The sequence below is a fragment of the Bacillus norwichensis genome (assembly GCF_014836955.1).
Taxonomy (GTDB): domain Bacteria; phylum Bacillota; class Bacilli; order Bacillales; family Bacillaceae_C; genus Siminovitchia; species Siminovitchia norwichensis.
The window spans coordinates 66,532-87,629 of sequence record NZ_JACSPV010000009.1; the positions used below are offsets into that span (position 1 = coordinate 66,532).

Sequence of the window (21,098 nt, forward strand, 5' to 3'; positions counted from 1 at the left end):
GGTATATAATGACAATATCTTTCAATGGAGATAGATTGAAGGAAGCGCGTCGTTTTAGACAAATGTCCATCCCCCAACTAGCAGATAGGGTTGGAGTATCAAAACAAATGATTTCGAAATATGAGCATAACGATGCTCAGCCAAGTGCTAAAACATATCAAAAAATAATATTTGCACTTGGTTTTCCATTAAAATATTTTCAACAAGATGATGAATTTACTTACAATGAATTAGGTACATTTTATAGAAGTAGATTAACATCCACGCAATCTGAAAAAAAACCGAGTGAAATGTTAAAAAAATATCTAGCTGTATTAGCTAATTTCTTTGAAAACTATGTTAATTTTCCAGTTTTGAGAGAGTTGGAATTATCGGAAAACCCAGCTGAAGCAGCAAAGCAACTTCGCGAAAAATGGGAATTAGGGGATAAGCCAATCAAGAATATGCTTCACTTGCTTGAGTTACATGGATTTCAAGTTGCAGCAATAAATTCCCAATCTGAAAAAGTAGATGCATTTGGTAGTCAAACAAAGGTGAATGGGAAAAATTATTATTGCATTTTAATTGACCAAGATAATAACTCTTTCTTTCGTCAACAATTTAGTTTGGCACATGAATTAGCTCATTGGGTATTACATTCAGAAAAAGTAAATCCCCAAGAGTTAAATCCACAGGAATATCGTGAAATGGAGAAAGAGGCGAACATTTTTGCGTCTAACTTTTTATTACCTTCAGAAGCTTTTTGTGAAGATATAAAAGGATATGAAGATAACTTAGATGCGTACCTTAATCTAAAATCAAAGTGGAAAGTTTCTGCCGCAAGCATGGTATATCGATCAAAAAGTCTGGGATTAGTATCTTCAGAGCAGTATCTACGATTACAAAAAAGGATGAGTTCAAGGGGATGGAGGAGAAGCGAACCATTTGATACGGTTCATCCTATTTCTAAACCTACTGTTATGAAGCAAGCGTTTGAATTACTAGAACAAGCAGGGATCATTGGGGAAAACTCTCTATCAGATTTGTTGGAAAGGAAATACAAAATTAGTTTGCCGAATGATATTTTGGCAGAAATTTTAGGAATTCCATTGGAAAAGTTAGCAGACAATAACAGAGGGAATATTGTTCAAATGAGAAGAGATTAGATGTTAAAAGTTGAAATGACATTTAGTAATAGTGATATGTGAGGTGATAAATTTTGGTGAAACATAGTGGCGGAAAAGTAGGTAAGGCTGGTAAAACGCTCGCTTCAAAAAATAGTAGTAAATCTGCGAAATCTAAAGCGGGTAAAACTTTAAAAAGTCATCAAGATAAAAAGCATTAAATAATAATTCTCATAAAACGCAAGGATTTTATTATTCAATTATTAAAAAAGGTCTATATTTTGACTCATAGTTGGATTATAGAATCATTTAAGATAAACTCTAATCCCCTTTTAACAGGTTAAATCCTGAAAAAGGGGATTTTGGTATTTCTAAGTAGAAAGTAAAAAAGAAAAAGAGGTAATGAAAAATGGAATTAAAACATGTCATTCCAAACATGGAAAAAACATTTGGTAATTTAGAATATGCTGGAGAAGGTAAGGTGGAACAGCGTCGTATTAATGGGCGCATGACAACATTGTCACGTAGTTATAATTTGTATTCCGATGTTCAACGTGCAGATGATATTGAGGTGATTTTGCCACAAGAAGCTGGAGAGAAATTCTTTAAACATGAGGAAAAAGTGAAGTTAGTCAATGCCAAAATTACCGCAGAAGGCTATAAAATTGGTGATCGTGGTTTTACAAAATACATTTTACATGCTGACGATATGGTTAAAGCATAAGGAGGAAAAAGTGATGAGATTAGCAGAAGGAATTGTCATTGATAAAGAAAAGACATTCGGATTATTAAAGTTTTCGTCATTACGCCGGGAAGTGTTTTTACAAAATGAAGATGGTACGGTATCAACAGAAGTAAAGGAACGCACTTATGATTTAAAGTCACGTGAACAAGGTCGCATGATTCAAGTGAGTATCCCTGCTTCTGTTCCATTAAAAGACTTTGATTATAATGCAGAAGTAGAACTGATCAATCCTGTCGCAGATACAGTCGCAAATGCAACTTTTCGTGGTGCGGATGTGGATTGGTATATCAAGGCAGATGATTTAATTTTAAAAGGGAAAACGGCAACACCAAGCACTAATAATCAAAAATCTACACCTAACAAAGATAAATAATGAAATTTTACCGAAAAAGAGGGAAGCGAATCCGACCAAGTGACGCCTCTCTCTTTTTTCAATTTATCTTCTTTGGATTGTTTGGTGTATGGCTCGTTTTCTTTATCCCTTTTCATGTGAGATTTTTGTTTGCAACAACGTGGGAACTTGATCCATTTCAAACTCATTTTGTAAGTACGTATGGATTCACTTCACTAATCATTAGTTTGGTCATGGTGGCAATTTGTGCTTTTGTTTATTATCGGTATCGTTACAACCATCTAAAACAGTTGATGCATCGACAAAAGCTCGCAAAGATGATTTTAGACAATCAGTGGTATGTAACAAAACAGGTGATGAATGAAAGATTTTTCAAAGATATCCCATCTAGTAAGGCGAAAGAACAAATTAGTCATTTTCCAAAGATGTATTATCGGTATGAAAAAGGCATGATTCATATTCAAGTAGAAATAACACTTGGCAAATATCAAGAGCCATTGTTAAATTTAGAAAAGAAGTTAGAAAGTGGTCTGTACTGTGAACTGGTATCAAAAGAATTACACGATTCCTATGTGGAGTATGTCCTGTTCTATGATATGATTGCGAACCGAATTTCGATTGATGAAGTCATTGCGCAAAACGGTAGCTTAAAGCTCATGAAATCAATGGATTGGGAATATGATAAGCTGCCACATATGTTGATTGCTGGCGGAACAGGTGGTGGAAAAACGTATTTTATTCTTACGTTGATTGAAGCGCTGCTAAAAACCGATGCCAAGTTATATATTTTAGATCCGAAAAATGCCGATTTAGCCGATCTCAGTACCGTCATGCCTGATGTATATTATAAAAAGGAAGACATGATGGCAAGTATTGATCAATTTTATGAAGATATGATGGCTCGAAGTGAAGAAATGAAACAGATGGAAGGATATAAAACAGGGGAAAACTATGCTTATCTTGGCTTAGCTCCTCATTTTTTAGTTTTTGACGAATACGTAGCTTTTATGGAAATGCTTGCGTCTAAAGAAAGTACAGCTGTATTAACGAAACTAAAACAGATTGTCATGTTAGGTCGTCAAGCTGGATTCTTTCTTATTCTTGCTTGTCAGCGGCCAGATGCAAAATATTTAGGGGATGGGATTCGAGATCAATTTAATTTTCGTGTTGCTTTAGGAAGGATGTCTGAACTAGGATATGGCATGATGTTTGGAAGCGACGTCCAAAAACAATTTTTCTTAAAACAGATTAAAGGACGTGGCTATGTCGATAAAGGAGATAATGTCATTACCGAATTTTACACACCACTTGTGCCAAAGGATCATGACTTTTTAAAAGAGATAGAGAAACTAGCTCAATAAGGCTGCCCAGTGCGGCGGCGTGCGAAGCGTAAGCCGCTGTGCTGGGCAAAGCCTGCGTGGCGACAGCCACGCTTTACCCCCCATTTCTAACAGGGGGGTAGAAAAACAATAAGAAACTGTTCCAAAAGCCAATAACACCTGATGGCGCAACGGTTTGGAGCATATGGAGAAGATGTCAGCTTTTAACTTTTAGTTGACATCTTTTTTTGTTTGGAGGAATGCACATGAATCAAGTACCTTGGTATCAACAATTAAAGGAAAAACGACTGGAATACGGTGTATCGCAAAATAAACTGGCTGTTCATATTGGAATTTCAAGACAATATATTAGTGAAATCGAAACTGGAAAAGTAACTCCTTCCGATTCACTGCAAGTTGCTTTGTTCGATATTTTAGAGCAATTTAATCCAGATGCTCCTTTGGAAATCTTATTTGACTATGTACGGATTCGATTTTTAATGACAAATCCGAAGCCTGTCATTGAAGATATTTTAAAACTCAAAATGGAATACATGTTACACGAGGACTATGCGTTTTACTCCTATATGGAACAATACGTTTTTGGTGATATTGTCGTCATGGTTTCTCCTGATGAAGACAAAGGGTGTTTACTCGAACTTAAAGGGAAAGGATGTCGTCAATTTGAAAACTTTTTATTAGCCCAGCAACGAACATGGTTCGATTTTTTTATGGAAGTGTTTCGTGTTGGTGGCGTATTTAAACGAATTGATCTTGCGATAAACGATAAGACAAGCGTATTGGATATTCCGTTTTTAACGAATAAATGCCGTAATGAAGAATGTATCTCTGTTTTTCGTAGTTTTAAAAGTTACCGTTCTGGTGAACTTGTGCAGAGTGAAGACAAGCCTGACATGGGAAATACGTTATATATCGGCTCTTTAAAAAGTGACGTGTACTTTTGTGCGTATGAAAAGGATTATGAACAATACGTGAAGCATGGCACATCTCTCGAAGATACAGATGTGAAAAATCGCTTTGAAATTCGATTAAAGAATGATCGTGCATACCATGCAGTTGTGGATTTAATGATGTATGAAGATGCTGGGCGAACCGCCTTTTCTATTATTAATCGATATATTCGTTTTGTCGATAAAGACGAGGAAAAACGTCGCAGTAGTTGGAAAATGAATAAAGAATGGCAACGATTTTTGGATTTAGGCGTGAATAGAAAAATTTCTTTAACGACAAAACCTGAACCATATACGTTTGATAAGACACTCAGATGGCTAGCTCATCAAGTCGCCCCCACTTGGAAACTAGCGACAAAGATAGATGAACTCAATCAAACGAGTGTAATTAAGGATATGTTGGAACAGACAGAGTTATCCAAGCGCCATCAAAAAATACTCATGCAACAAACCATTCCTTTAGGGAAAGTGATTCAACCACAGTCAGATAACGAATGATTAACTTATGAAGGGAGAAAATCAAATGAACTTTGGCCAGAATTTATACAATTGGTTTTTAAGTAATGCACAATCTTTAGTATTAATGGCGATTGTCGTAATTGGAATTTATTTAGGCTTTAAACGGGAGTTTTCCAAACTAATTGGCTTTTTAATTATTGCTTTGGTTGCAGTAGGATTAGTCTTTAATGCGGCTGGTGTGAAAGACGTGTTGTTAAACCTATTTAATCGAATCATAGGGTCTTAAATTGTACCGTTTTTTTGTGGAAGATAAGTGGTCTTCTTATGTTCTACAAAAAAATGGTGGACCAAACGGTAGTGCGGTAGGGATTAACAAGCCTCATTTGTGTATCAGCAGATAATAAGCTGCTGCTTTTTTATGGCTATTTTTAATGAAAAGGATGTGAATTTTTATGGAAATGCAAGTTTTTATAACGAATCTTGGTAAATATAATGAAGGGGAAGTTAATGGTGCTTGGTTCTCACCACCTATTGATTTTGAGGAAGTGAAAGAACGTATCGGTTTGAATGGAGAGTATGAAGAATATGCAATCTTCGATTACGAACTTCCCTTTGAAATTGGCGAATATACACCTATTTCAGAAGTGAACCGATTATGTGCAATGGTCGCAGAAATTGAGGGTACGCCTCTTTATGATTCTCTTTCCGAAGTTCAAAGCTATTGGTTTAATAGTATAGAAGAATTGCTGGAGCACCAAGATGATATTATGTATTATCCTGATTGTGAGAATATGGCGGATGTCGCAAGGTATTTCGTAGAGGAAACAGGAGCACTTGGAGAAGTTCCTGCCAATCTACAAAACTATATTGATTATGAAGCTTTTGGACGTGACTTAGAAATCAGCGGTAATTTTCTTGTTACGTCTCATGGTGTGTTTGAATATATCCAATAGATGGAGAAGCAGCTTGTTATCGCACAGGCTGCTTTTTCTATTGATGAAAGGATGATTTCATGTGAAAAAACTAAAAAGTTATACCCGTATTTGGTCAGTCGAAAAAGTGATTTATGCCATTAATGATTTTCGATTACCTTTCCCAGTGACCTTTAACCAAATGTCATGGTTTGTGCTTTCTCTTTTAGCTGTCATGCTACTTGGAAACCGCCCTCCCCTCTCCTTGATTGATGGGGCGTTATTAAAATATGTTGGAATTCCAGTTGGTTTGACTTGGTTTATGAGTCAAAAAACATTCGATGGTAAAAAACCGTATAGCTTTTTCAAGTCTGCATTGACATATTGGTTTCGACCTAAAGTTACGTATGCAGGAAAACCTATCAAACTACAACGTGTGAAAGTAAATGAAAATATCACCGCTGTTAGGAGTGAAGTCCATGCGTTATCCGATTAAATACCTTGAAAATAATCTTGTTTTCAATCATGACGGCGAATGTTTCGCGTATTATGAGCTGTTGCCATATAATTATTCCTTTTTATCGGAGGATGAGAAAATACAGGTGCATGACCATTTCCGTCAATTGATTGCCCAAAATCAAGACGGTAAAATTCATGCTTTGCAGATCAGTACCGCAAGCAGTATCCGCTCGGTACAGGAACAAAGCAAGGAGCTAGTGACAGGGCGATTACAAGAGGTTGCTTATGAACGTATTGACGACCAAACGGAAGCCCTTGTCTCCATGATTGGCGAACATCAAGTCGACTACCGCTTCTTTATTGGTTTTAAGCTGTTGTTGAATGAAGAAGAAGTCAGTATGAAATCAATGGGGAAAAACATCAAAAATTCACTTTCTTCATTTGTCCTTGATGTAAACCATCACCTGATGGGAGATTTTGTCTCGATGCCTCATGAAGAAATTAGACGTTTCTCTAAAATGGAATCTTTATTGCAAAACAAAATTTCGAGACGTTTTAAGGTACGCCCTCTAGATAAAAATGACTTTGGCTATCTGATTGAACATCTTCACGGCCAAACTGGAATAGCTTATGACGAGTACGATTATGCCCTACCTCTTAAGAAGTTAAAAAAGAAAACTTTAGTGAAGCGTTATGATCTGATTAAACCGACTCGTTGTTTAATTGAGGAAAATCAACGTTATTTAAAAATTGAACAGGAAGAACAAACCACGTATGTGGCCTACTTTACGATAAATTCCATTGTCGGTGACCTTGAATTTCCGTCAGATGAAATCTTTTATTATCAACAACAACAATTTGATTTTCCAATTGATACTTCCATGAACGTAGAAATTGTAACGAATAAAAAAGCATTATCTACCGTTCGGAACAAGAAAAAGGAACTTAAAGACTTGGATAATCATGCCTGGGAATCCGATAATGAAACTGGCAGCAATGTCATCGACGCGCTGGAACAGGTAAATGAATTAGAAGATGTGCTCGACCAAAGTAAAGAATCGATGTATAAGTTAAGCTACGTGATTCGCGTGTCTGCTCCTAACTTGGACGAACTTAAACAGCGTTGTAATGAGGTAAAAGATTTTTATGATGATTTGAATGTAAAACTTGTTCGTCCATTTGGAGATATAATCGGTTTACACAGTGAATTTATCCCTGCTAGTAAGCGGTATATGAATGATTATATCCAGTACGTGACCTCTGACTTTTTGGCAGGCCTTGGGTTTGGTGCAACACAAATGCTAGGAGAAACAGAAGGAATATATTTTGGCTACAACTTGGATACGGGAAGAAATGTCTATCTCAACCCTAGCCTTGCTAGTCAAGGCGTCAAAGGTTCGGTCACGAATGCCTTAGCTTCTGCTTTCTTAGGCTCACTTGGTGGAGGTAAATCTTTTTCCAATAATCTACTTGTCTATTATGCGGTTCTCTTTGGTGGTCAAGCCCTCATTGTTGATCCAAAGGCGGAACGAGGGAAATGGAAAGAAACGTTACCTGAAATTGCTCACGAAATAAATATTGTTAATTTAACAAGTGACGATACCAACAAAGGATTACTTGATCCTTTTGTCATTATGAAAAAGAAAAAGGACTCGGAAAGTCTTGCGATTGATATTCTTACTTTCCTCACAGGTATATCCAGTCGGGATGGAGATAAATTCCCTGTATTACGACGAGCGATTCGAGCTGTTGGTCAACAGGAAGAACGTGGTTTGCTTCTTGTGATTCATGAACTTAGAAGTGATCCTAATCCATTAGCTGATCCAATTGCTGACCATATCGAAAGTTTTACCGACTATGACTTTGCCCACCTTCTCTTTTCGGATGGTACTGTGGAAAATTCGATTAGTTTAGAAAAACAGTTGAATATCATTCAAGTGGCAGATTTAGTGTTACCAGACGCAGAAACAAGTTTTGAGGAATATACGACGATGGAATTATTAAGTGTCGCCATGCTGATTGTCATTTCTACTTTTGCGTTAGACTTTATACATTCCGATCGTAGCATTTTTAAAATTGTTGATTTGGACGAAGCTTGGAGCTTTCTACAAGTTGCACAAGGAAAAACACTTTCAAATAAATTAGTTCGTGCAGGGCGTGCAATGAATGCTGGTGTCTACTTTGTTACCCAGAATGCCGACGATTTAACCGATGAAAAATTAAAAAATAACATCGGCGTCAAGTTTGCTTTCCGTTCCAGGGATATGACAGAAATAAAGAAAACCCTTCAATTCTTTGGTGTGGATGCGGAAGATGAATCGAATCAAAGGCGATTACGGGAACTGGAAAACGGCCAATGTTTAATTCAAGACTTATATGGGCGTGTGGGAATTATTCAAGTCCATCCTGTCTTTGAAGAATTATTCCATGCTTTTGACACGCGTCCACCGACACAGGAGAAGAAAGGTGGCGATTAATTTGAATAAACAAAAACTGAAAAAGATTGTCTTGACGGTGGTACTTATTGGTACTGCCGTTTTTCTATGTCTTCTTTTACTTGGAACATTAGCTCAAGCAGCTGGCTTAGTTGATGATACGGTGTCAGAAGATAATCTGTATTCTAAATATCCGCTTGATCATTACCAACTCGATTTTTATGTAGACACAGGTTGGGATTGGCTGCCATGGAATTGGAATGATGGTATCGGAAAACAAGTGATGTATGGCCTATACACAATCACGAATTTTATCTGGATTATAAGCTTGTATCTATCTAATGCGACAGGCTATTTAATCCAACAGGCTTATTCACTCGATTTCATTTCACAAACGGCAGACGCTATCGGAAAAAACATGCAAACATTAGCCGGGATTACGGCAAGTGGTTTCAGCAGTTCGGGATTTTATGTGGGTTTCTTGCTTCTTTTCATTTTAGTGATTGGAATTTATGTGGCTTATACAGGATTAATAAAACGGGAAACGACGAAAGCGATTCGAGCGATCCTAAACTTTTTAGTCGTTTTTATTTTGTCGGCCTCCTTTATTGCCTATGCCCCAACGTATATCGCTAAAATTAATGACTTTTCAGCAGATATTAGTCAAGCAAGTTTAGATTTAGGTACTAAAATCCTGATGCCGAATTCGAGTAGCCAAGGAAAAGATAGTGTCGATATGATACGGAATAACCTCTTTTCTATTCAAGTGGAACAGCCTTGGATATTATTACAATTTGATGATTCGGATAAAGAAACGATTGGCGAAGAACGTGTTGAAAACTTAGTTTCTATCAATCCTGATACGAATAACGGGAAAGATCGTGAAGATGCTGTCAAAGCAGAAATTGAAGATCACGACAATAAAAACTTAACCATTACGAAGACCACCACACGTTTAGGAATGGTCTTCTTTTTATTTCTGTTTAATATCGGTATCTCTATTTTCGTGTTTCTACTATCGGGAATTATGATTTTCTCGCAAATTTTGTTTATTATCTATGCGATGTTTTTACCAATTAGTTTTCTACTTTCCATGATACCCACCTTTGAAAACATGGGAAAACAGGCGATTATGAAATTGTTTAATGTAATTATGCTTCGAGCTGGTATCACGCTCATTATTACAGTTGCTTTTAGTATTTCATCCATGCTTTACAGTTTAACAACAAGTTTTCCATTTTTCTTGATTGCCTTTTTGCAGATCGTGACGTTTGCAGGGATTTACATGAAACTCGGTGACATTATGAGCATGTTTAAACTGCAAAGTAATGATTCGCAACAAGTCGGACGTCAAGTCATGCGTCGTCCTTATCGAATGTTCAATCGAGGTAGTCGTCGATTACAGCGAACAATCGGACGCACCCTTGCAGGGGCAACTGCTGGAGCAACGGTCGGGGCAATGGTTGGAAAGTCAAAGCAAACAAAAGGTTCGTTCTCTCCCCTACGCCCATTACAACGGTTAACATCGACTACCAAAAATAACAAAGAACGGCCAACTGATCGCACGAAATCAACATCTTTAAGTCAGAAAGTAGGTCAAGTCACAGGAAAAGTGCTTGGTGCGAAAAGTCAGTTCCGTGCAAATATAGATCATCGTAAAGAACAACTACATGATTTACCTACTACTGCTCAATATGCGGTGATGCAAGGAAAAGAACAGCTTACAAAACCAGCCCGTGATTTTAAAGAAGGCATGAAGCAAGCAAAGGAAAAGAGACAAAAAACACATGCAGACCGTCAAGCAAAACATCGTCAAACGATTGCAGATAGGCGACAAGCATTGGATAAAAAACGTACCCCTTTTCGAAAGACTGCTAGTTATGAACGACCAGTCACGCATGATATCAATGAATCTGCACATCAAAATAGATTAAAGAACCCAACTGTTCAACAAAAAGAAAAGACAAGACCTGTCGCAAAAAGCGAGCATATGAAGAAATTCAAATTACAACGACAGTTATCGAGTCCAGACAGAAAAGAGCATTTTACTGATAATCCCAAACAACCTGTTAAAAAAGAAAACCGATCTCCCAATGAAGAACTTTCCCGACCAAAAAATAGTCGGACAATCATCAAGCGTCCCTCTAAACCGTTGAAACGTACAAACCAGAAACAAATCACTAAGCGTCCAATCCATGCAACTAGGAGGAAACGCTGATGAAAGTCATGAAATTAAAGGTCATGTTAATTGCTGGGGGATTAGGTTTTCTTGCTTTTTTAGGGCTATTAGCATTTGTAGCTATTTTTATATCAAATGAAGAACATTCATCTGATAGCGGGGATTTCATCCATGATATAGATGATGTATCGGTCTCCAAAGATGTGTTAAAACATCAGCCAATGGTAGAAAAATATGCACAAGAATATGGAATTAGTGAGTATGTCTCTACCTTACTAGCCATTATCCAAGTAGAGAGTGGTGGAAAATTAAAAGATGTGATGCAGAGTAGTGAATCGTTGGGACTTCCACCCAATACTTTAGATACCGAAGCTTCAATTCAACAAGGAACTAAATACTTTTCAGATTTATTACATTCTGCAGAAAGAAGTGATGTTGATGGCAATACAGCTATTCAAGCCTACAACTATGGCGGTGCTTTTATTGATTATGTCGCGAAAAGAGGTTCCCAGTACAACTTTGAACTTGCAGAAAACTTTGCGAAGGAACGTTCAGGTGGCAGCAAAGTCACTTACTCGAATCCGATAGCTGTAAAGAAAAACGGTGGTTGGCGTTACCGTTATGGCAATATGTTTTATGTCGATTTAGTTAGTCAATATTTTATCTCACCGCAATTTGATGATGAATTAGTTCAGATCGTAATGAATGAAGCTTTAAAGTATGAAGGGTTCCCTTATGTCTTTGGTGGTGATAATCCAAAGACTTCATTCGATTGTAGTGGATTGACACAATGGAGTTATCAAAAAGCAGGGATTAACTTGCCTCGAACAGCACAGCAACAGTATGACGCAACCGAGTCGATACCTTTATCGGAAGCAAAGCCTGGGGATTTAGTGTTTTTTCATTCCACATATAATGCAGGAACCTATGTCACCCATGTAGGAATCTACCTTGGAAATAATCAGATGTATAATGCTGGAGATCCGATTGGTTATGCAGATTTAACTTCTTCTTACTGGCAAAAGCACCTGATTGGATCTGGACGTATTAAACAATAGAAAGGATGGGATAGCATGTACCTCCCTTTTAGTAAAAAAGAAAAACAGGAAAAGCCAAAGAAATCGAAAAAGGTAAAAGTGAAAACGGTTGGAAAGCGTAAAAAGTCCGATCTTTTTTTATGGATTCTATTAATCAGTAGTCTAGCGTTTGGAATCTATAAAAACTTTACCTCCATTGATCAACATACCATTCATGAAAGAGAAATTGTGCAGAACCATATGGTAGATACAACTGCGATTGAAAGCTTTACAAGAAACTTTGTGAAAGACTATTACACGTGGGAAAATGAAGCCGAATCATTGGAAGAACGAACAGAAAAACTTACTGATTATCTGACAGAAGAACTGCAAGCTTTAAATGTAGATACCGTAAGGAACGATATTCCTACCAGTTCTAGTGTAGGTAATATAAACATTTGGTCAGTATCGCAGGAAAACGAGGATACCTATGCTGTTGTTTATTCGGTAGAACAAAAAATTTCAGAGGATAAAAGTAGCCAATGGGTACGCTCTACCTATCGTATTCTACTTCATCAAGATAAGTTAGGAAACTTGGTAATTACTCAAAACCCTACCTTGTGGAGCTTACCGAAAAAATCTGATTATGAACCAAAACAGCCCGAAAGTAATGGGACAGTTAATTCCGATACTGTACATGAAGTAACAGAGTTTTTGGAAACATTCTTTACGTTTTATCCGACCGCCACTGATAAAGAACTTGCTTATTATGTGAAAGATAATGCCTTACCACCGATTAGGAAAAACTATATATTTTCAGAACTAATCAATCCAGTATTCCAAAAATCAGGACACCAGATACAAGTCTGGGTATCTGTGAAGTATCTGGATGAAACGACGAAGGGAGAGCAAATTTCACAATATGTACTCACTTTAGAGAAAGATATGAACTGGATGATCGTTCAATAAATCAAAAGAAATAAGAAAATATGATATTTATGACTTAAGAAATCATTATAAAATTTATAGTATATAACTCAAGTTTCGGAGTAAAGAAACACGCATAACTCCTTTCCGCACTTGGCTTTGGGTTGAAAAAGTTATCAAGAAAAAATCCCGTTCAAAATCTGATGCAGCAAATTTTTGGTACAGTTTATAGGCTTCATCAATTGATTCAGCTTCATAGATGTCAAAGAAATGCTCTTTAAGTTCGTATGCTTGACCAAGTAATGGGAACTTATCAGTCCATACTTGCAACTTTATTTGATCATCGAAGTCGTTATGGTCTTTTCGTCTTGTAGGAAGCACATAACGATCTCTCATAAGTTGTCTGCGTTCTTTGGCTGAGACATTTTGACGGTTAGCTTTTCGGATTTTCTCTAAGGCTTCATTAGCTAATTTTACAACATGAAACTTGTTAATTACGATTTTGGCATGTGGTATCACTGTATAAACAGCACTTTTATAAGGGTTCCACATATCCATTGCAACAAGTTCGATTTTATCAATGTTTTGAAGTTTTAACAGGTAACTGATAACGATATCTTTATTACGTTTTCGTAAAATGCCAATTACCGACTTGTTTTCTACATCTGTGATGACACAACGATAGTTCTTTAGCAGATGGACTTCATCAATACCAAGCCAGTTAGGAGTTCTGAAATCTGTTTGTGCTTCAAGTTCTGCAACGTAGTCATTAAAGATGTTTCGTACAGTCTTTTCATCAATGCCTATATCGTCTGCAATACTGGTGAATTTCTTTTCAAGACTGGCTTCTTGAATCCAATCTATAAGTCTATTAGTAACAGAACGATTGACATCCATATCAGACAAAGTTTCAAAAAACGTTTCATTGCACTCTCGACATTTATAACGCTGTCGTTTTATATAAATTCCAACACGTTTAGCGTGCATTGGTAGGTCGAAAAATAACTGCTTCTTTTTACCGTGCTTATATAAGTTTGCAACAGTACCACATTTTGGGCAGTAGGAGGGAGGCGGTAAAATGGTCTCAACTAAGAATCTATAATCAAATTCACTCTCATCCATATCAATAATTTTAAAATTTGGTAGGTTAAGCATATTAGATGTCATTATTTCATTTTCCTTTTGCAACATATTTTAAGACAATAAACAAAAACAGCATTACTTCTTGATTAGAGTAATGCTGTTTTTGTGTTCAGTCCTCAACTTTTACACGTTTGATAAAGAATGCTAAAACTAATCCAATAATCGACACCACCATTGCAAAAATAAAAGCATTTTGTACTCCTGATGTGAGAGAAACCACTATATTTTCAGGTGTTGTCGGGTCGGTGATGCCAGATAAATAATTTTGTTGTCCCATTGTCATCATTGTTGCAGCTGTAGCCGTTCCAATGGCACCTGCCACTTGCTGCATTGTATTTATTATTGCAGAACCATGTGGATATAGCTCTGTATCCAATTGATTTAATCCATTAGTTTGCACTGGCATCATAACCATTGAGGTTCCAAGCATCAAACACATATACTGTGTGATTATTACTTCAACAGATGTGCTCGATTCAACATTGGAGAAAATCCAAAGTACAACAAAGGCTATGAAAAAACCAGAAATCACTAACCATCTTGGACCAAATCGATCAAATAATCGACCAGTGATAGGTGACATAATCCCATTCAAGATTCCACCAGGAAGTAAAATTAGCCCTGCCACCAAAGCGGTGTAGCCCATACCGTCTTGAAGATAAATAGGTAGAAGAAGATTAGCTGTTAAAATAATAATCATATTAATTACCACAGTCAGAGTACCTAATGCAAACATCGGCTGTTTGAAAGCCTTCAAATTGACAATAGGGGATTTAATAGAGAACTGTCTAATAGAGAATAGTAATAATGATAAAATACCAATGATTATAGTCACTATGGCAATTGATGTACCTTCTGTTTGCCCTACACCACTAAAACCATATACTATTCCCCCAAACCCAACTGTAGATAGAAGAATAGACAATAAATCGATTTTTGGCTTGGTTATTGTAGAAACATTTTGCATATAGAACACACTACACAACAGGGCAATTACATAGAAGGGAATTGCTAACCAAAATAACCAATGATAACTTAGGGTTTCAACCACCAGCCCAGAAATTGCAGGACCAAGTGCAAGGGATGTCATCATTACTAATCCTATTAACCCCATAGCCGTCCCCCTCTTTTTGGGAGGAATAATTACTAAAACAACATTATACATTAATGGAAGGAGTATTCCTGTACCAATAGCTTGAAGCATTCTCCCTATTAATAACAAACTAAAATTTGGAGCAATTGCAGCACTTATTGAACCTAAAATAGAAAATACTACTGAAGTTATAAATAGCTTTCTTGTTGAAAACCATTGGATTAGAAGTGCCGAAATAGGTACTAAAACGCCAATGGTTAAAAGGTAGCCCGTTGTTAACCACTGAACGGTAGATGCATTTATTTGAAACACCTGCATTAAATCACTAAAAGCCATATTTAAGGCTGTTTCGAAAAATAAACCTATAAATCCCGCCAGCAACAAAGATATCATAATAGGAATCACACTAAATTGCTTTTCATTTCTTTGTACTTCCATATAACCCCACCTTACAAAGGATAAAAATAATCATATTTATATATTTCTTACTTGCTTTTCAAGGTATTCATTTTGCAAAAGCCCCATATGAATGATGTCATGCCATTCACCATTTCTAAATAGACTTTGTCTACTATTTCCTTCCTCCTGAAAACCGATTTTAGTGTACAAACGAATAGCTCTATCATTAAATGAAAATACTTTAAGGGAAACTCGATGGAGGTTCATTTCGTAAAAAACATAATCCAACAGTAATTTCAAACCCTCTGAACCATAGCCTTTTCCCCAATATTCCTTTTCCCCGATATCAATAATACATTCAGCATTTCTATTTTTATAATCAATGTTGATTAATGATACAATGCCAATTGGTATTTCATCTCCTTTTTCAACCATAATATAGCATTTGGCTGAATGAGATCCCAAAATAACATGATCTACAAATTCTTTAGTTGCTTCCATTGGATAAACATCTAAAGATGAGTTGGTGGAATGCATAACTTCCATATCGTTTCTCCACTTGTGATAAAGTTCTGTATCTTCCTTTGTCATCTTTCTTAATCTCACTCTTGATGATTCAAACAACATAGTGATCACTCCTTATAGTGCAGATTTTGGATTAATTAATTTTTCTAAAGAAAAAAGTAAGACGGATAATTGATTCTTTACTTTTGTTTGTTCATGTCCCAATTGAAATGTGTCCAACATTAAACCGTTTATAAATGATAGGAGATACCGTGCTATAGAACGAGTAGATTGTTGAGGTCTAAATTCTCCTTTAAGCATACCTTCATTCAATACTTCTTCTATAGCTTCAGTAGTTCGCTTATAGCGTTCAGAAATGTAAGGGAAATTATCTTTATTATTTGCGTAATTAGATGATAAAAAGAATTCTGCCTTTGCATAGAGCAGTGTTTGCTCAATTGCCTCAATATAAAATTGCTGTTCTTCAACCCATTTTTTTAATTGTGGCCATATTGGACCTTCATCAGATGACACAAAATATTGAATGTCTTTTTGGTCATCATATTTTAAGACTTCGATAAAAACGTGATCAATATTATCGAAATAACTATAGAATGCACCTCTGGATATTCCAGCCTTGTCCATAATATCTTGCATAGATGTGTGAACAAATCCTTTCTCGATAAACACCTTCTTGGCTACTTCTATCAATTCTCTTTTTCTTTCTTTTTTATATTCTTCGCTAACTTTTGGTGCCATAAAGCCACCTCCATAATGATTGACAAAGGGTATACAATAAACTATACACTTATGTCGTTTTATATGATAGATTATACCGACACCAGTGTATAGTTTCAACCCTTTATATTAATATTTTTGTTTTTTAGTTATGTAAATTATCTTGTAAATATAGGACGACCAGTCATAAAAAATCTACATTCTAATGAGAAAGAATGTGGTTAAGTTAGCAATTCATTAGGGTTAATGTAATAATTTCACCAGAAAACCCCGCAAATAATTTCTACTCCCAAAATTATTATGTTTCAGTAAATATATTTTTCTACATGATAATCCGAATTAGTGCTTTATGATCATTAATTAAATAAAAATGAGTTTCCACACTAAAATCCGATTACCCGAATAATTTACACACTTTAGTTGGTAAGCCCAAAAAATATACTTTACAGGTTTTCTATCTCCATATTTTATGGTCAACCATTTATGGTCGGTCATACCAACTATTTTTGGATTCATGTGATTAAACACTACTAGTTCCTTTTATCAATCTTTTCATCCAAAAAAAAGACCACGATTTCCGTCTGTTCCCTGGAAGAAAAACCCCCGGAATAATGGCACACGTGGTAAATCCGATTGTTCACCAGAAAGTATAATTGAACACATTGACCCATGATGCGACATCGAGCATCGGTCCATGAATTAATTGACTCTGTAAGTTGGCGGCACGCACTGCAGTTCCAAATGCTCCACCTACTTGTTGAGCAATCGCGTGATACTGATGCCATGAGAAACCTGTTTTTCCGGCATATCTTTATAAGTGGCATCTACAACAGGGATAAGCACTGCTCCAAATTCTACTCCTAACCTATGGCTCGCATGAGAAAATAGACGTTTAAATCTGTTTCTTTCCATAAGGTGGATTCGGGACACCAGTACCTGATTTTTTCAATTGAAGTTGATGATCTTGAAAACGCACTAGCTCGCATAAAAGAAACAGGATTTCCAATTGATTATGGATCAGCTCAGGAACCATAGGGTGTTCGGCGATTATGTAAGGGATTCAATCTGAAAGCTCGTCAATATTCTTATCCATTTGTAAATTAATGAAGGGTAATTTGAAATCTTCTAATTCCTAAGTATAGATAGCCAATTATCTTGAAAGTAAATGGTTATTTTTTATTGACTAAGTGTTCATTCAAAGATAAAATGTTGATAAACTTGAATTTTATGGGGGGATTTTAATGGATTTGTACTATGAGATTAATGGTACTGGACATCCAGTTGTTATGATCCATGGCGGAGGTACTGATTTGCGGGAATGGAATTACTTGGCACCTCTACTGGCTAAGTATTATCAAGTAATTTCTGTTGATGGTCGAGGTGTTGGTCAATCACCAACTCCGAAAGACCAAGTTAACTATGTGGAAGATATGCGGTTTTTTATAGATGAGCTTGAGCTTGATAAGCCAACCATCATCGGTCATTCCATTGGTGGGCAAATTGCAACTGAATTCGCTTTAACTTATCCGGAAAAAGTCACAAACCTTGTTTTAATTGCTCCTGCTTTATCAGGATTTCAAGGTTACACAGAATATGAGCAAATAATGCAAAAGGTGATGGGGGCTGCCCCGGATGTGGAGAAGATGGTAGATTTGATGCTGCATTCTCCAATGTATCAAGTCGTTATCCATAGTCCGCAAAGAAATCTTGCCACGCAAATGCTTCAAGATCAGTTTCAACGAGTGTTGGGTGGACCTGCTTTTGAAATGATATGGCCCAATCCTCCTGCCATCGACCGATTAGAAGAGTTGACAGCCAAAACATTATTTATTATTGGCGAAAAGGATTTACCTGAAAATTTTCTTGCTCTTGAACACTTTAGAAAAATTCAAAATATCAATTTTATTGAAATACCAAATGCTGATCATATCTTGACCTTGACACATTCTGAAGCGTTAAATCAGGCAATCACTGCTTTTATGGAGGAATGAAGTTAAAATGCCACGTACACCAGAAGAGAATAATCGTATTCGCCAAGCATCCAAAGAAAAAATTAGAGCTGCGGCTATGGAGTTATTTATGAAGCAGGGATATTACGCTACTTCTATAAGCGATATAGCTAAACAAGGGGGGATTTCGAAAGGTTTGCTCTATAACTATTACAAAGGAAAAGAAGAGCTGCTTGCTGAAATGGTAGAGACAAGAATCAGAGAAGTGGTTGAAGTCATGGAAGAAGCAACCACTTTAGAGACTGCTAGTGAACAGCTTGAATATATAGTCAATGGCGCCATTGATAACATTTATCAAAATCCGGAAGTTCATCGGTTCTATCTTCATTTGCAAACTCAGCCAGAAGCTGATGAAGAGTTGATAAAATACAGTTATCTCATTATTGAAGAAAATGCCAGGCAATTTGAGTTTCAATGTGAAATATTTGAAAGAATGGGAATAAATGAGCCGAGGAAACGGTCGCTATATTTTTCGTCCGTGCTTCAAGGCAGCATGCTGATGATATCTACCTATCCGCAGAAGTTTCCCATTGAAGAGATAAAAGCACAAATTATTCATGAATTTTGCAGATCATCTAATGTATAAAATAGATAAGGAACCTTAACAGTTCGATTAATGGTCCAATTGATGTTCCTGAGTCAAATGAAATGTGTACACACCATTTCGGTGAATGTCAGTCTGTTTCAATGTGAAAACTGTGGAGGAGAAATGAATCCAACGTACTATAAAGGAATTTATCGGCAGGTAACTTTCAGCTGTAAATGGAGAAAACAATCATGATAAAAGTCAATAAGGTTCATTACAGTTATGATTCAACCAAAATATTAAATGGCTTGAATTTGTTGGAGAGTGATCCAATCATCCTTGGACTTTGGGGGCGGAAGGGCACGGGGAAAACAACCTTAATGAAGCTGTTAGCTGGCCATTTAAAACCTGATCAAGGTGAAATAACTCTATTTGGATTTAATGCAAGAGGAACATCCATTCAGTGTGATTTGGAAGGTAAAAGATGCGTTTCGATGCGTTACGCTTTGGTGATTATTACAATCCAAATTTCGATATGAATTTTGCAAAAGAACTGTTAACTGATTTTAATTTACATGAAAACAAACATGTAACCAAACTCTCCAAAGGTATGAAATCCGCATTGCAATTTATTATTCTGCGAAAGAGTATATCAAAAGAAGATATATGCCGAAGGCATTCCAGCAACGATGTTTGGGGTTCAAGATATTCAAAAAGAGTACGAACAACTAGTGAAACTTGGAGTGAAGTTTACCATGGAACTGACAGAAATGGTGGAAGTCACAATAGCTGTCTTCGATGATACATGCGGCAATCTTATTCAGATCGCTCAGCAGAACTCATGACGAAAATGTGATGTATGAGAAGTTGTGAAAGCAGCTTTTTATTATTAGAAAAAATATTAATAGAATAGAGGTGCAATGTATGGGGGTAGAAATTTATCAATTAAGTAAGTCTTTTGGGGAAACGAAAGCTGTTAAAAATCTTAGCTTCTCTTTGAAAAAGGGGGAGGTACTCGGACTTCTTGGAAGAAACGGAGCGGGCAAGACAACTACAATTAAAATGTTGCTATGCTTATTATCACCGGATCGAGGGGAAATGAAGTGGGAAGGAAAAAGGCTTGATCAGGCAAATGTCTCAATCGGCTATCTTCCTGAAGAAAGGGGACTTTATCCGAAAACGAAGATTGTCACACAACTTCGTTATTTTGGTGAGCTTGAAGGTATGAGCCGCAAACAAGTTGATGAGGCAATTGATCATTGGCTTGAAAAACTTGAAATAACCGAATATAAAACAAAAAAAGCAAATGAATTATCAAAAGGAAACCAGCAAAAAATTCAATTAATCGCAACATTGTTACATGATCCGGAATTGATTATTTTAGACGAACCATTCAGTGGCTTAGACCCAGTAAATGCCAATCTGTTATCCTTGATCATTGAAGAGCAAATAAAAGCAGGAAAAACCGTCATTCTGTCGAGTCATCGAATGGAGCAAATTGAAAGCTTTTGCGAGCATATTTGTTTAATGAAAAAAGGAGAAGCGATCGTTAAAGGGAGATTGGATCAAATTAAACAAGATTACGGCTTCCGTAATTTAACGATTTCGAACAGTGAAGCTGTTGAAGCTGCACTTCATGATTGGAAAATACCTTTTGAAAAAGGACAAGCCGACATCGTCGTGAAAGTGACGGATGATAAAGAAGCGATTCAACTTCTCAACCGATTCGAGGAACGCTCGATCCCCATTCGCAATTTCAGGATGTTAGAGCCGACATTAAATGAAATCTTTATTGAAAAGGTGGGATAAT

21 protein-coding genes and 1 pseudogene are annotated in these 21,098 nt (G+C 36.5%); 18 read left to right on the forward strand and 4 right to left on the reverse strand.

Annotation, left to right across the window (positions count from 1 at the left end):
* The first annotated feature begins 8 nt into the window (after positions 1-8).
* The 13 genes from H9631_RS07390 to H9631_RS07445 all read left to right on the forward strand — a co-directional run bounded on the left by H9631_RS07390 (position 9) and on the right by H9631_RS07445 (position 12,918).
* Entirely contained in the window at positions 9-1,145 is a 1,137-nt protein-coding gene (locus H9631_RS07390) for a helix-turn-helix domain-containing protein (protein WP_077702576.1), read from the forward strand.
* 56 nt (positions 1,146-1,201) lie between these two features.
* On the forward strand, positions 1,202-1,324 hold the full coding sequence (locus H9631_RS22565) for a hypothetical protein (protein ID WP_263600703.1): 123 nt from the start codon (positions 1,202-1,204) through the stop codon (positions 1,322-1,324).
* Between the two features lie 188 nt (positions 1,325-1,512).
* Positions 1,513-1,827, forward strand: coding sequence for a YdcP family protein (locus H9631_RS07395; RefSeq protein ID WP_077702577.1), 315 nt, complete (start codon positions 1,513-1,515; stop codon positions 1,825-1,827).
* A 13-nt stretch (positions 1,828-1,840) separates the two neighbouring features.
* A complete protein-coding gene (locus tag H9631_RS07400) occupies positions 1,841-2,221 on the forward strand; it encodes a YdcP family protein (RefSeq protein ID WP_077702578.1) in 381 nt (126 codons plus the stop codon).
* A complete protein-coding gene (locus H9631_RS07405) occupies positions 2,221-3,561 on the forward strand; it encodes an FtsK/SpoIIIE domain-containing protein (RefSeq protein ID WP_191811434.1) in 1,341 nt (446 codons plus the stop codon). Before H9631_RS07400 ends, H9631_RS07405 begins: the two co-directional genes overlap by 1 nt.
* Positions 3,562-3,785: 224 nt before the next feature.
* Entirely contained in the window at positions 3,786-4,988 is a 1,203-nt protein-coding gene (mobT, locus tag H9631_RS07410) for a MobT family relaxase (RefSeq protein ID WP_188733402.1), read from the forward strand.
* 25 nt (positions 4,989-5,013) lie between these two features.
* The gene (locus H9631_RS07415) at positions 5,014-5,235 is read left to right on the forward strand and encodes a hypothetical protein (protein WP_077702580.1); all 222 of its coding nucleotides are present in this window, start codon (positions 5,014-5,016) and stop codon (positions 5,233-5,235) included.
* Between the two features lie 166 nt (positions 5,236-5,401).
* Positions 5,402-5,902, forward strand: coding sequence for an antirestriction protein ArdA (locus H9631_RS07420; RefSeq protein ID WP_077702581.1), 501 nt, complete (start codon positions 5,402-5,404; stop codon positions 5,900-5,902).
* A gap of 61 nt (positions 5,903-5,963) precedes the next feature.
* Entirely contained in the window at positions 5,964-6,356 is a 393-nt protein-coding gene (locus tag H9631_RS07425; RefSeq protein WP_077702582.1) for a conjugal transfer protein, read from the forward strand.
* Positions 6,340-8,796, forward strand: a complete 2,457-nt coding sequence (tcpF, locus tag H9631_RS07430) for a conjugal transfer ATPase TcpF (RefSeq protein WP_077702583.1) — start codon at positions 6,340-6,342, stop codon at positions 8,794-8,796. Before H9631_RS07425 ends, tcpF begins: the two co-directional genes overlap by 17 nt.
* A complete protein-coding gene (locus H9631_RS07435; protein ID WP_225220924.1) occupies positions 8,747-10,972 on the forward strand; it encodes an MFS transporter in 2,226 nt (741 codons plus the stop codon). The genes tcpF and H9631_RS07435 overlap by 50 nt, the downstream gene beginning before the upstream one ends.
* Positions 10,973-10,980: 8 nt before the next feature.
* Complete coding sequence (locus tag H9631_RS07440; protein ID WP_077706829.1) at positions 10,981-11,991, forward strand: bifunctional lytic transglycosylase/C40 family peptidase; 1,011 nt, start codon at positions 10,981-10,983, stop codon at positions 11,989-11,991.
* A 15-nt stretch (positions 11,992-12,006) separates the two neighbouring features.
* Positions 12,007-12,918 (forward strand): conjugal transfer protein, encoded by a 912-nt coding sequence (locus H9631_RS07445; RefSeq protein WP_077702584.1) that lies wholly within the window; start codon positions 12,007-12,009, stop codon positions 12,916-12,918.
* A 54-nt stretch (positions 12,919-12,972) separates the two neighbouring features.
* Here H9631_RS07445 and H9631_RS07450 read toward each other — a convergent pair whose 3' ends face one another.
* From H9631_RS07450 to H9631_RS07465, 4 genes are all read right to left on the reverse strand, one after another.
* Complete coding sequence (locus tag H9631_RS07450) at positions 12,973-14,043, reverse strand: ISL3 family transposase (RefSeq protein ID WP_225220925.1); 1,071 nt, start codon at positions 14,041-14,043, stop codon at positions 12,973-12,975.
* An 85-nt stretch (positions 14,044-14,128) separates the two neighbouring features.
* Positions 14,129-15,550, reverse strand: a complete 1,422-nt coding sequence (locus tag H9631_RS07455) for an MDR family MFS transporter (protein ID WP_077702585.1) — start codon at positions 15,548-15,550, stop codon at positions 14,129-14,131.
* Between the two features lie 36 nt (positions 15,551-15,586).
* Positions 15,587-16,138 (reverse strand): GNAT family N-acetyltransferase, encoded by a 552-nt coding sequence (locus tag H9631_RS07460; protein WP_188733401.1) that lies wholly within the window; start codon positions 16,136-16,138, stop codon positions 15,587-15,589.
* 12 nt (positions 16,139-16,150) lie between these two features.
* Positions 16,151-16,774, reverse strand: a complete 624-nt coding sequence (locus H9631_RS07465; RefSeq protein WP_077702587.1) for a TetR family transcriptional regulator — start codon at positions 16,772-16,774, stop codon at positions 16,151-16,153.
* 1,220 nt (positions 16,775-17,994) lie between these two features.
* On the opposite strand from H9631_RS07465, the gene H9631_RS07470 reads away from it, so the two are divergent.
* The 5 genes and pseudogenes from H9631_RS07470 (at position 17,995) to H9631_RS07490 (ending at position 21,097) form a co-directional block, all read left to right on the forward strand.
* Positions 17,995-18,744 (forward strand): alpha/beta fold hydrolase, encoded by a 750-nt coding sequence (locus H9631_RS07470; protein WP_191811437.1) that lies wholly within the window; start codon positions 17,995-17,997, stop codon positions 18,742-18,744.
* A 7-nt stretch (positions 18,745-18,751) separates the two neighbouring features.
* Entirely contained in the window at positions 18,752-19,348 is a 597-nt protein-coding gene (locus H9631_RS07475; RefSeq protein ID WP_191811439.1) for a TetR/AcrR family transcriptional regulator, read from the forward strand.
* Between the two features lie 191 nt (positions 19,349-19,539).
* A complete protein-coding gene (locus H9631_RS07480) occupies positions 19,540-19,827 on the forward strand; it encodes an ATP-binding cassette domain-containing protein (RefSeq protein WP_191811441.1) in 288 nt (95 codons plus the stop codon).
* Positions 19,828-19,929: 102 nt separating this feature from the next.
* A pseudogene (locus tag H9631_RS07485) lies at positions 19,930-20,133 on the forward strand (VOC family protein); the annotation flags it as partial.
* Between the two features lie 79 nt (positions 20,134-20,212).
* Positions 20,213-21,097 (forward strand): ABC transporter ATP-binding protein, encoded by an 885-nt coding sequence (locus H9631_RS07490; RefSeq protein WP_191811445.1) that lies wholly within the window; start codon positions 20,213-20,215, stop codon positions 21,095-21,097.
* Position 21,098: the final 1 nt, after the last annotated feature.

Coding starts and splice junctions, on each gene's coding strand:
- H9631_RS07390 (WP_077702576.1), top strand. CDS start 9: ATGACAATATCTTTCAATGGAGATAGATTGAAGGAAGCGCGTCGTTTT.
- H9631_RS07395 (WP_077702577.1), top strand. CDS start 1,513: ATGGAATTAAAACATGTCATTCCAAACATGGAAAAAACATTTGGTAAT.
- H9631_RS07400 (WP_077702578.1), top strand. CDS start 1,841: ATGAGATTAGCAGAAGGAATTGTCATTGATAAAGAAAAGACATTCGGA.
- H9631_RS07405 (WP_191811434.1), top strand. CDS start 2,221: ATGAAATTTTACCGAAAAAGAGGGAAGCGAATCCGACCAAGTGACGCC.
- mobT (WP_188733402.1), top strand. CDS start 3,786: ATGAATCAAGTACCTTGGTATCAACAATTAAAGGAAAAACGACTGGAA.
- H9631_RS07415 (WP_077702580.1), top strand. CDS start 5,014: ATGAACTTTGGCCAGAATTTATACAATTGGTTTTTAAGTAATGCACAA.
- H9631_RS07420 (WP_077702581.1), top strand. CDS start 5,402: ATGGAAATGCAAGTTTTTATAACGAATCTTGGTAAATATAATGAAGGG.
- tcpF (WP_077702583.1), top strand. CDS start 6,340: ATGCGTTATCCGATTAAATACCTTGAAAATAATCTTGTTTTCAATCAT.
- H9631_RS07435 (WP_225220924.1), top strand. CDS start 8,747: ATGCTTTTGACACGCGTCCACCGACACAGGAGAAGAAAGGTGGCGATT.
- H9631_RS07440 (WP_077706829.1), top strand. CDS start 10,981: ATGAAATTAAAGGTCATGTTAATTGCTGGGGGATTAGGTTTTCTTGCT.
- H9631_RS07445 (WP_077702584.1), top strand. CDS start 12,007: ATGTACCTCCCTTTTAGTAAAAAAGAAAAACAGGAAAAGCCAAAGAAA.
- H9631_RS07450 (WP_225220925.1), bottom strand. CDS start 14,043: ATGACATCTAATATGCTTAACCTACCAAATTTTAAAATTATTGATATG.
- H9631_RS07455 (WP_077702585.1), bottom strand. CDS start 15,550: ATGGAAGTACAAAGAAATGAAAAGCAATTTAGTGTGATTCCTATTATG.
- H9631_RS07460 (WP_188733401.1), bottom strand. CDS start 16,138: ATGTTGTTTGAATCATCAAGAGTGAGATTAAGAAAGATGACAAAGGAA.
- H9631_RS07465 (WP_077702587.1), bottom strand. CDS start 16,774: ATGGCACCAAAAGTTAGCGAAGAATATAAAAAAGAAAGAAAAAGAGAA.
- H9631_RS07470 (WP_191811437.1), top strand. CDS start 17,995: ATGGATTTGTACTATGAGATTAATGGTACTGGACATCCAGTTGTTATG.
- H9631_RS07475 (WP_191811439.1), top strand. CDS start 18,752: ATGCCACGTACACCAGAAGAGAATAATCGTATTCGCCAAGCATCCAAA.
- H9631_RS07480 (WP_191811441.1), top strand. CDS start 19,540: ATGATAAAAGTCAATAAGGTTCATTACAGTTATGATTCAACCAAAATA.
- H9631_RS07490 (WP_191811445.1), top strand. CDS start 20,213: ATGGGGGTAGAAATTTATCAATTAAGTAAGTCTTTTGGGGAAACGAAA.